This is a genomic window from Dyella sp. 333MFSha, assembly GCF_900102405.1.
GTDB classification, from domain to species: domain Bacteria; phylum Pseudomonadota; class Gammaproteobacteria; order Xanthomonadales; family Rhodanobacteraceae; genus Luteibacter; species Luteibacter mycovicinus.
The window spans coordinates 1364397-1374145 of the sequence record NZ_FNBR01000002.1 but is presented as its reverse complement, the minus strand read 5'-3'; the positions used below and the strand labels follow the sequence as shown (position 1 = coordinate 1374145).

General features: G+C 63.7%; 9 protein-coding genes and 1 rRNA gene. 5 read left to right on the top strand and 5 right to left on the bottom strand.

What is annotated here, in order from left to right; translation table 11 throughout:
* Both BLT40_RS13315 and tyrS read right to left on the bottom strand, forming a co-directional pair.
* Nucleotides 1-873: ribosomal RNA gene (locus tag BLT40_RS13315) — 16S ribosomal RNA — on the bottom strand; the annotation flags it as partial.
* 409 nt (nt 874-1282) lie between these two features.
* On the bottom strand, nt 1283-2488 hold the full coding sequence (gene tyrS / locus BLT40_RS13310) for a tyrosine--tRNA ligase (protein ID WP_090353790.1): 1206 nt from the start codon (nt 2486-2488) through the stop codon (nt 1283-1285).
* A 183-nt stretch (nt 2489-2671) separates the two neighbouring features.
* On the opposite strand from tyrS, the gene BLT40_RS13305 reads away from it, so the two are divergent.
* Together BLT40_RS13305 and BLT40_RS13300 are read left to right on the top strand one after the other, a co-directional pair.
* A complete protein-coding gene (locus BLT40_RS13305; RefSeq protein WP_090353787.1) occupies nt 2672-4171 on the top strand; it encodes an OapA family protein in 1500 nt (499 codons plus the stop codon).
* 3 nt (nt 4172-4174) lie between these two features.
* Entirely contained in the window at nt 4175-5296 is a 1122-nt protein-coding gene (locus tag BLT40_RS13300; RefSeq protein WP_090353784.1) for an anhydro-N-acetylmuramic acid kinase, read from the top strand.
* Nucleotides 5297-5312: 16 nt separating this feature from the next.
* On the opposite strand, the gene BLT40_RS13295 is transcribed toward BLT40_RS13300, so the two are convergent.
* From BLT40_RS13295 to BLT40_RS13285, 3 genes are all read right to left on the bottom strand, one after another.
* On the bottom strand, nt 5313-5624 hold the full coding sequence (locus BLT40_RS13295; RefSeq protein WP_051944325.1) for a ribbon-helix-helix protein, CopG family: 312 nt from the start codon (nt 5622-5624) through the stop codon (nt 5313-5315).
* Between the two features lie 80 nt (nt 5625-5704).
* Nucleotides 5705-6928 (bottom strand): AmpG family muropeptide MFS transporter, encoded by a 1224-nt coding sequence (locus BLT40_RS13290; protein ID WP_090353974.1) that lies wholly within the window; start codon nt 6926-6928, stop codon nt 5705-5707.
* Nucleotides 6929-7005: 77 nt separating this feature from the next.
* Nucleotides 7006-7776: an exodeoxyribonuclease III gene (locus BLT40_RS13285; RefSeq protein WP_079523064.1), complete on the bottom strand. Its 771-nt coding sequence runs from the start codon at nt 7774-7776 to the stop codon at nt 7006-7008.
* A gap of 58 nt (nt 7777-7834) precedes the next feature.
* Between BLT40_RS13285 and BLT40_RS13280 the strand changes: the two genes are divergently transcribed.
* The 3 genes from BLT40_RS13280 to BLT40_RS13270 all read left to right on the top strand — a co-directional run bounded on the left by BLT40_RS13280 (nt 7835) and on the right by BLT40_RS13270 (nt 9746).
* Entirely contained in the window at nt 7835-8335 is a 501-nt protein-coding gene (locus BLT40_RS13280; protein WP_090353780.1) for a GNAT family N-acetyltransferase, read from the top strand.
* 11 nt (nt 8336-8346) lie between these two features.
* Nucleotides 8347-8994 carry an orotate phosphoribosyltransferase gene (gene pyrE / locus BLT40_RS13275; RefSeq protein WP_079523066.1) on the top strand — a complete coding sequence of 216 codons (648 nt, stop codon included), beginning with the start codon at nt 8347-8349 and terminating at the stop codon, nt 8992-8994.
* Between the two features lie 101 nt (nt 8995-9095).
* Nucleotides 9096-9746 carry a DUF4124 domain-containing protein gene (locus BLT40_RS13270; protein ID WP_255364011.1) on the top strand — a complete coding sequence of 217 codons (651 nt, stop codon included), beginning with the start codon at nt 9096-9098 and terminating at the stop codon, nt 9744-9746.
* The last annotated feature ends 3 nt before the right edge of the window (nt 9747-9749 follow it).

Below are 9749 nucleotides of genomic sequence, written 5' to 3'. Positions count from 1 at the left end.
TAACGCGTTAGCTTCGACACTGATCTCCGAGTTGAGACCAACATCCAGTTCGCATCGTTTAGGGCGTGGACTACCAGGGTATCTAATCCTGTTTGCTCCCCACGCTTTCGTGCCTCAGCGTCAGTGTTGTCCCAGATGGCCGCCTTCGCCACTGATGTTCCTCCCGATCTCTACGCATTTCACCGCTACACCGGGAATTCCACCATCCTCTGACACACTCTAGCTCGCCAGTATCCATTGCCATTCCCAGGTTGAGCCCGGGGCTTTCACAACAGACTTAACGAACCGCCTACGCACGCTTTACGCCCAGTAATTCCGATTAACGCTTGCACCCTCCGTATTACCGCGGCTGCTGGCACGGAGTTAGCCGGTGCTTATTCCTCAGGTACCGTCAGACTGCAAAGGTATTAACCTTGCAGATTTCGCTCCTGATAAAAGTGCTTTACAACCCGAGGGCCTTCTTCACACACGCGGCATTGCTGGATCAGGCTTGCGCCCATTGTCCAATATTCCCCACTGCTGCCTCCCGTAGGAGTCTGGGCCGTGTCTCAGTCCCAGTGTGGCTGATCATCCTCTCAGACCAGCTAGCGATCGTCGCCTTGGTAAGCCGTTACCTTACCAACTAGCTAATCGCACATCGGTCCATCCAACCGCGCGAGGTCTTGCGATCCCCCGCTTTCTCCCGTAGGACGTATGCGGTATTAGCGTAAGTTTCCCTACGTTATCCCCCACGTCTGGGTAGGTCCCGATGCATTACTCACCCGTCCGCCACTCGCCACCCACAGAGCAAGCTCTGCTGTGCTGCCGTTCGACTTGCATGTGTTAAGCATGCCGCCAGCGTTCAATCTGAGCCAGGATCAAACTCTTCACTTAAGTTTTCGACCATCCGAGGATGATCTATCTTTCTGAAGTGCTTAACCCCAACAAGAAATAAACTCATTGCTGACTTTGTTTCTAGTGGGACACTTGCATTTGGTTGACTACTTCAGTCCACCGCAAGGCGTCCACACAATTCACCTGCGCACACTGTCAAAGATCTTTCCGCTTACCGCCGAAGCATTTCGCTTTCTGCGTCAGGACGTTTCGTCCTAGTGAGCCGCCCATTCTATATCGTTTTTCGTTTCCGTCAACACCCTCGTGAAACTTTTTTTCGAGGTTGTCGCCGAGGCGATACAGCTGCCGTAGCGTTCGTCTTTCGACGTGGGCCGCTGCGGGGAGGCGAATAATACGGTTTTCAGAAAGGTCTGCAACCCCCTTTCGTGAATTATTTTTGAAATACGCGTTAAATCAGGCGGATACGGGCGAAATTTCTTTTGCCAACCTGGAGCACGCCTTCGAATCCGGCCGTGAATACGCGGGAAGCGTCCTCCACGACGTCGCCATCGATGCGGACCGCACGTTCCTTGATCTTCCGGTTTGCCTCGGAATTGCTCGGCGTGACGCCCGCGGCGGTCAGAAGAGCGGCCAGCCGGAAGCCTTCGACCGGAGCTTCGATGTCCGACAACGGAAGCAGACTGGTATCGCCCTGCCCGGTCACCACCGCGTTCCAGCCGGCGATCGCCTGCTCGGCCGCCGCCGCATCGTGGAAACGTGTCGCCAGTTCCCGAGCCAGGCGAAGCTTGGCCTCGCGCGGATTGAGCGCGCCCGAGGCGACATCCGCCTTCATGACGGTCAGCTCGTCCAGCGACACCTCGAAACTCAGCAGCTCGAACCAGCGCCACATGAGCTCGTCGCCGATCTTCATAGTCTTGGTGACGATGTCGATGGCTGGCTCATTGATACCGATGTAGTTGCCCAGGGACTTGGACATCTTGTTGACGCCGTCCAGGCCTTCCAGCAGCGGCATGGTCAGAACGATCTGCGGCGCCTGGCCGTGGTGCTCCTGCAGGGCACGGCCCATCAGCAGGTTGAACTTCTGGTCGGTACCGCCCAGTTCGACATCGGCCTCCAGCGCCACCGAGTCGTAGCCCTGGGTCAGGGGATACAGGAACTCATGGATGGCGATGGGCTGTTCGGACTTGTAGCGCTTCTGGAAGTCATCGCGCTCGAGCATGCGTGCGACCGTATGAGTGGCGGCCAGCCGGATCATGTCAGCCGCGCCCATCTTGCCGAACCACTCGGAGTTGAAGCGCAGTTCGGTCTTCTCCCGGTCCAGCACCTTATAGACCTGCTCGGCGTAGGTCTCCGCGTTGGCCAGGACATCCTCACGGGTGAGGGCCTTGCGGGTCACGTTCTTGCCGGTAGGGTCGCCGATCATTCCGGTGAAGTCGCCGATCAGGAAAATGACCTGATGCCCCAGGTCCTGAAACTGGCGCATCTTGTTGAGCAGCACCGTGTGGCCGATATGAAGATCGGGCGCGGTTGGATCGAAGCCAGCCTTGATGCGCAGCGGGCGCCCCGTCTTGAGGCGTGCCTCGAGGTCGTCCTTCTTGATGATCTCGTCCGCGCCTCGCGCGATCAGCGCCAGGGCCTGCTCCAGCTCGTTCATGCTCACTCTCTATAGGTATGTAGGTCTGCGACCTTCACATTTGTGTGTGAAGACGCCGTAGCGGTTAATTGTGCGTTAACCCTACGATGCGTTGCAAAGCCTTGATGGAAAAGGCGTTGACGGCCTTTACACGAGGCCGTTATGGTACGCGACAACTCGGGGCGAGCGGATATTACAAAGACAATGGCTGATCTGAACCGCGGAGCGCACAGCGCTCGCAAGCAGGCAATCCGGCGCAAGGCACAGCGCCGTCACGCGCACTTCTACGATACGCGTGCCCATTGGTCGTTCAGCCGCAACGCCTCGGCCGAGCCGCTCAGCTGGAGCCGCGAGCGCTGGATCCTCGCCGGTACCGCTTTCCTGCTGGTCATTCTGTCCGCTCTCGTGATCCCCGCCTGGGCCGGCGCTATGAAGAAGGAGACGGCGATCGTCGCCACCGCCGTCACCGTGCCCGCCGCGGCCCCTGGAACACCGACCGCCAATTCACTCGCGCATGCCGTCGTCCCGCTTGCCCTGCCCAAGATCGATCCCGCGTCGATCAAGCCGATCGCCCCGATCGAGGAATGGCAGACGGTGCAGGTCAAGGCCGGCCAGACCCTTGCCGACATCTTCCTCGCCCAGGGCCTGTCGATGACCGACCTGCAGCACGTCATCGACGGCGCGGGCGGTGCGAAGGTGTTCCACCAGATCAAGCCGGGCCAGGAGTTCCAGTTCCTGGTCGGTGCCGACCACACACTCAAGGGCGTGCGTTTCGATCAGGACGAGGCCAACATCGCCACCCTGCGTATCGACGGCGACAAACCGCAGCTCACCACCCAGACGCGTGACGTACAGCGTCGCGAGCACATCGCGCACGGCGTCATCGACAGCTCGCTGTTCGGCGCGGCCTCGCAGGCCGGCATGAGCAACGCGATGGTGCTGAAGCTCGCCGAGGTGTTCAAGTTCGATATCGACTTCGTGCAGGACCTGCGCGTCGGCGACAACTTCACCGTCGTCTACGATGACGTGTACAGCGATGGCGCGTTCCTGCGGGAAGGCGACATCGTCGCCGCCGAGTTCGTCAATCAGGGCAAGCGTTACACCGCCTACCGGTACAAGAACGGCGACGGCAAATACAGCTACTTCAGCGAGGAGGGTCGCCCGCTCACCGGTTCCTTCCTGCGCATCCCGGTCGACTTCACCCGCATCTCCTCGCAGTTCAGCGCCGGCCGCATGCATCCGATCCTCGGCAAGATGCGCGCTCACAAGGGCGTGGACTACGCCGCGCCCACCGGCACGCCGATCCACGCCGCCGGCGATGGCGTCGTCAAGTTCCGTGGCTGGATGAACGGCTACGGCAACTTCGTGGTCATTCAGCACAACGCCACGATCAGCACTGCCTACGGCCATATGTCCAGGTTCGCCAACCTGCGCGTCGGCCAGCGTGTCAGCCAGGGCAGCACCATCGGTTTTGTCGGCATGACCGGCCTCGCCACCGGCCCGCATCTGCACTACGAATTCCGCGTCAACAACGTGCAGCGCGATCCGCAGACGGTGACCCTGCCCAAGCCCGAGCCGCTTCCGGCCGCGCAGCTGGCCAGGTTCAAGAAGGAAGTGGTCGGTCCGCAGCTCGCCCGCCTGAAGCAGGTCGACAACAGCACCAGGCTTGCACGCGCCGACAACGGCACGAAAAGCACCGACTGATTCGTGGCCAACGCTGACGGCCTCTACATCGGCCTCATTTCCGGGACCAGCGCCGACGGCATCGACGCCGCGCTGGTCCGCTTCGAGAACGAGTCGCCGGCGCTTGTCGCCGGACTGACGCATCCCTGGAACGATGATCTGCGCCGGCTGATCCTCGCCGTAGCGCAGGACGAGGAGCGACTCGACCTCGACCGCTATGGGCGGCTCGATGTCGCCGTAGGCCTGGCCTTCGCGGAGGCGGCGCACGCCGTACTCGGCATGGCGGGCGTACGCGCCGATGAGGTCGTCGCCATCGGTTCGCACGGGCAGACGATTCGTCATCGCCCGGGTGGAGACCACCCGTTCACCCTGCAGATCGGCGACGCCTCCGTGATCGCGGAGCGTACGCGCATCGATACCGTGGCCGACTTCCGCCGCGCCGACGTGGCCGCCGGCGGCCAGGGCGCGCCGCTGGTGCCGGCGTTCCACGCGACGGTACTGCGTCCCTCGGCCGGTTCGCGCGTCGTACTCAATCTGGGCGGCATCGCCAACGTGACACGGCTGGGCGCGGACGGTGGCGTCACCGGCTTCGATACCGGTCCCGCGAACGGATTGATGGACGCGTGGTGTCTTCGTCATCGCGGCGAAGCGTTCGACAGGGACGGCCGCTTCGCGGCATCGGGCCGGATCGACGAACGCCTGCTTGCCCGGTTGCTGGACGACGCCTACTTCGCCCTGCCACCGCCCAAGAGCACCGGTCGCGAACATTTCCACCTCGCGTGGCTGGACATGCATCCGCGCGTGGCCGAACTGCCTCCTGAAGACGTGCAGGCGACACTGCTCGCCCTGAGCGCGGTGAGTATCGCCGACGCGATCGGGCGGCATGCGCCGGATGCCGTCGACGTCATCGCCTGCGGTGGTGGCGTGCATAACGCCGCGCTGATGGGCGCGATCGCCGCCCGCCTCGAAGGGCGCCCGCTGCTGCGGAGCACGCAGTTCGGGATCGATCCCGACATGATGGAGGCAATGGCGTTCGCGTGGCTTGCTTATCGCCGACTGCGCGGCGAGCCGGGAAACCTGGCGGCGGTGACAGGGGCGACTGGCCCCCGGCTGCTGGGTGCCCTCTACGCGGCACCGCTGAGCTGAATCCATCGAGCGACGGCTAGAACGTCTCGGACGGCTGTGACGCCTGCCGGGTCGCGGCGTCGGCGAGCGACGACGGCGAGGCTTGCGCCAGCGCCGCGAGTGCCTCCTGGAACGCCGCCTGCTCTTCGGCATCCCACGCACCGGTGAGGTGGGCGATGTCACCGGGTTCGAGCAACAGCTCGCTGAACACGTCGCCCGGACTCAGACCCAGCCCGTAACGCAACGCGTGGAGAATGACTTCATTGATCGACCAGCGGCGTTCCCGGGCGAGCGCTTTGATCCGCTCAGCCATTTGCTCGTCGATATGTCTTACAACAATATCTGGCACGTGCGTTACCTCCTCGCGCATGCCCCCTGTGCCGGAAATCTTACACAGTTTTGGCACGTTGCAAAGACAGGCCGTTCGGCCTAATCCGTGTTGACGGCCCCGGGACGCGGCATCTTACGCCACAGCAGACCCAGCAGAACGAGCGTCGGCACGATGGAAACCGTACTTACGATGAAGAGCGCCGCGTAACCGGAATCCTTGACCAGAAAGCCGGAAAGACCGCCCATCAGCTTGCCGGGCAGGTTCGCCAGCGCACTGAGCAAGGCGTACTGCGTGGCGGTGAACTGTCGGTTGACCAGCCCCGACATGAAGGCCACCAGCACGGGGCCCGCGAAACCTTGCGCGAAGTTGTCCCCCGACAACGTCGCCACGAAAGCCCACGTCTGCCCCGGATTCATCGCCATCAGCAGATAGAGCAGGTTCGACAACGCGACACCGACAGCGGCCACGGCGAGCAGGCGCCGCATCTCGAAGCGGGTCACGGCCCAGCCGCCCAGCAAGGCGCCGGCGATGCCGATGATGACGCCATACACCTTGGAGACCTCGGCGATCTGCGTCTTACTGAAGCCCGCATCCAGATAGAACGGATACGCCATGACGCCGAGCATCTGATCCGGTAGGCGGAACAAGGCCACGAAAAGCAGCAGCGCCAGTGCCAGGCCAAGGCCGTAACGGGACAGGAAATCGCGGAACGGACCGACGAAGCCCTCCTGAATGGCGACGCTCAGCGGCACGCGCTCGCGCACGCGGTGCTCCGGCTCGCGCGCCACCAGCACCGCCACGATGGGAACGACGAGCAGCGCGCATATCGCGACGTAGCCGCGCTGCCAGCCGAGCGCATCGGCCACGATCAGGATGCCTGCGCCGCCCGCAATGAGGCCGAGGCGGTAGCCGAGCGTGTACGTGGCCGCGAGGGCACCCTGCGCTTCCGGCGGAGCGATCTCGACTCGGTACGCATCCACCACGATGTCGATGGTCGCGCCGGCGAAGGCGGCCACCAGCGTCACGCCCATGAAACGCGCCAGCGAAAGGGTCGGCGGGAAGCTCGCCATGCCGAGCAGACCGATACCGAGCAGGATCAGGGCGAACAGCAACCAGCCGCGACGCAGTCCCAGTCGTCCGAATAAAGGCAGGCGCCACTTGTCGACCAGGGGCGCCCAGAGAAACTTGAAGTTGTAGGCAAACGTGACGTAACTGGCGACGCCGATGGCGCCGTAGTCGACGCCCGACTCCTTCAGCCACGCGGACAGCGTATTGCCGACCAGCAGGAATGGCAGGCCGGACGCCAGGCCGAAGAACAGCATGATGACCGCGCCCGGCTGGGCGAACGCGGCGCTGACGCCACGCAGGCCCTTGTAGCGGGACGCGCCTGGCGCCTGGCTCACTCGGCGTAATCCACGATGAAGGGGGCGTGGTCCGAGAAACGCTCGTCACGGTAGATCGAGCAGTCGCGCAGGCGGTCGCGCAGACCCGGCGTCACGATCTGGTAATCGATACGCCAACCCACGTTGTTGGCGCGGGCCTGGCCGCGGTTGGACCACCAGGTGTACTCGACGGCGTCGGGCTTCAGCGCACGGAAGCTGTCCACCCAGCCGATCTCCTTGAAGAGCAGGTCGAGCCAGGCACGTTCTTCGGGCAGACAGCCCGAGTTCTTCTGGTTCGACGTCCAGTTCTTGATGTCGTTTTTCGTATGGACGATGTTCCAGTCGCCACAGAGCACGTATTCGCGTCCGCTGGCCGCCCACTCACGGAAAATCGGGGTCAGCCATTCCATGATCCGGAACTTGTACTGCTGACGCTCGTCACCGGATGAGCCCGACGGGATGTAGAACGAGACTACGCTGAGGTTGCCGTAGCGCGCCTCGATATACCGCCCTTCGCAATCGAAGTCCTCGCGGCCCAGCGACACGCGTACTTCGTCCGGCTCGCGCTTCGAGTAGATCGCCACGCCGCTGTAGCCCTTCTTGCTGCGCGCGTCGTGATAGAAGCAGTGATGGCCGTCCGGACGGAACATCGGATCGGTGAGCTGCGACTCCTGGGCCTTGGTTTCCTGCAGGCAGACGACGTCCGCATCCTGTGCGCGAAGCCAGTCGAAGACACCCTTCGTGGCGGCGGAGCGGATACCGTTGGCGTTCAGAGAAATGATGCGCATGGGACCTTGATCGGGTATTCGACGATCCCGCCATCATACCTGCGCCTACAATGAGCGCATGAGCCAGCCCGTCCGCGTCACGCCTGTCACCGCCGAACTCCGCCACGCCGTCCTCGATGTCGCGGTGCACCCGGCCCAGCTGCCCTTTGTCGGACGCACGGTCGATTCGATGGCCGATGCCGCCGTCTGCCCGGGCAGCGAGGCCCTGGCCCTGCTGGTCGAGGATGATGTCGTCGGTTACGTGCGCATCGACCGTCATGCGGTGGCCCTGGGCGACCATCCCCTGGTGGACGGCGCGGTCGCGCTGCGCAGCTTCATGATCGATGCCCGCTGGCAGGGGAAAGGCCTGGGGCGTCGCGCCCTGGATGGCATCCAGGCTTATGTCGAAGGCCGGCACCCGGACAAGGAGCGCATCCTGCTGATGGTGAACGTACGCAACGAGGCGGCGGTCCACGTCTACCGCAGCGCCGGGTACCTCGAACACGACGAGCTGTACCATGGCGGCCCGATCGGCCCGCAGTACGTGATGTGGCGCCTGTTGCATCCCTGGAAACCCTGAGAGAGACCGACGTGCACGACTACCAGCGCGAATTCATTGAACTGACCCTTGCCCGTGACGTGCTGCGCTTCGGCGAGTTCACGTTGAAGTCGGGTCGCAGCAGCCCCTACTTTTTCAACATGGGCCGGATCGACTCCGGTGCCGCCCTCGCCCGGCTCGGCCGTTCGTACGCCGCCGCCGCGACGCGCTCCGGCGTCCCTTTCGACATGCTGTTCGGCCCGGCTTACAAGGGGATCGCCCTGGCCGCCGCGACCGCGATCGCTCTGGCCGACACCCAGGACCGGGACGTGCCGTGGGCCTACAACCGCAAGGAGGCCAAGGAGCACGGTGAAGGCGGCACGCTCGTCGGCGCACCGCTCAAGGGCCGCGTGCTGATCGTCGACGACGTGATGACCGCCGGCACCGCCGTGCGCGAATCGCTCGAACTGATCAGGTCGCAGGGCGCCGAGCCTGCCGGCGTGCTTATCGCGCTCGACCGCCAGGAACGCGGCCAGGGCGAGCTGTCGGCGGCACAGGAAGTGGCGGCACAGTTCGGTATCCCGGTCGTCGCCATCGCCACCCTCGCCGATGTGCTCACCTACGCGGGGGAGCGCCCTGAACTGGCCAGCGAACACGGTCGCCTGCTGGCTTATCGCGAACGATACGGTGTCAGCGCCTGACCGAAAACGGCGACTGCGTCACGCGTAAAAGGCCGCTTGCGTCCGGCAAGCTGGCCTCTCCCCGTGCGCTGGCTATACTCAGCCGACAGGAGGGGGACATCATGCAGGCAGTTCGTTACATCCTCGCGGGGGCGGCACTGTGCCTTGGCACGACCGCGTTCGCCGCGGGTCAGGACAATACGAGAAACAACAGCGCGTTCCGTTACAAGTGGAAGGATGCGAGCGGCCAGTCGTTTTTCAGCGACAGCCTGACGTCCGATGCGATGAAAGCCGGCTACGACGTCGTCAACTCGCAAGGCGTCGTGATCAAACACGTCGACCGTCAGCTGACCACGGACGAACGCGCCGCCGCGAAGAAGCTGGCCGATCAGCAGGCAGCCGCCCAGGCCGCCGCCGATCAGCAAAGGCGCGACGACGCGCAGCTGCTCAACGCGTATCCCAATGAAGCCGCCTTCGCCACGGCGAAGCAAGCCGAACTGGACAACGTCGAACAGGCGGCGCGCACCACGCGGCTGAACCTGCAGGGACAGGAGAAGGCACTGGCTGACCTGCTCAACCGCGCAGGCGACCTCGAACGCGGCAAGCAGCCCGTACCGCCGTATCTGAGTTCCCGTATCACCGATCAGCGCAACACGGTGGCCGCCCTGCGCGCCACGTTGCAGCGCCAGATGTCCGCGAAGGACGCGGCCCAGGTGAACATGGACGCACAGCTGAAGCACTACCGCGAACTGAAGGCCGCCGCCGGCCGCTGAGGC

Coding starts and splice junctions, on each gene's coding strand:
- tyrS (WP_090353790.1), bottom strand. CDS start 2,488: ATGAACGAGCTGGAGCAGGCCCTGGCGCTGATCGCGCGAGGCGCGGAC.
- BLT40_RS13305 (WP_090353787.1), top strand. CDS start 2,672: ATGGCTGATCTGAACCGCGGAGCGCACAGCGCTCGCAAGCAGGCAATC.
- BLT40_RS13290 (WP_090353974.1), bottom strand. CDS start 6,928: ATGCTGTTCTTCGGCCTGGCGTCCGGCCTGCCATTCCTGCTGGTCGGC.
- BLT40_RS13285 (WP_079523064.1), bottom strand. CDS start 7,776: ATGCGCATCATTTCTCTGAACGCCAACGGTATCCGCTCCGCCGCCACG.
- BLT40_RS13280 (WP_090353780.1), top strand. CDS start 7,835: ATGAGCCAGCCCGTCCGCGTCACGCCTGTCACCGCCGAACTCCGCCAC.
- BLT40_RS13270 (WP_255364011.1), top strand. CDS start 9,096: ATGCAGGCAGTTCGTTACATCCTCGCGGGGGCGGCACTGTGCCTTGGC.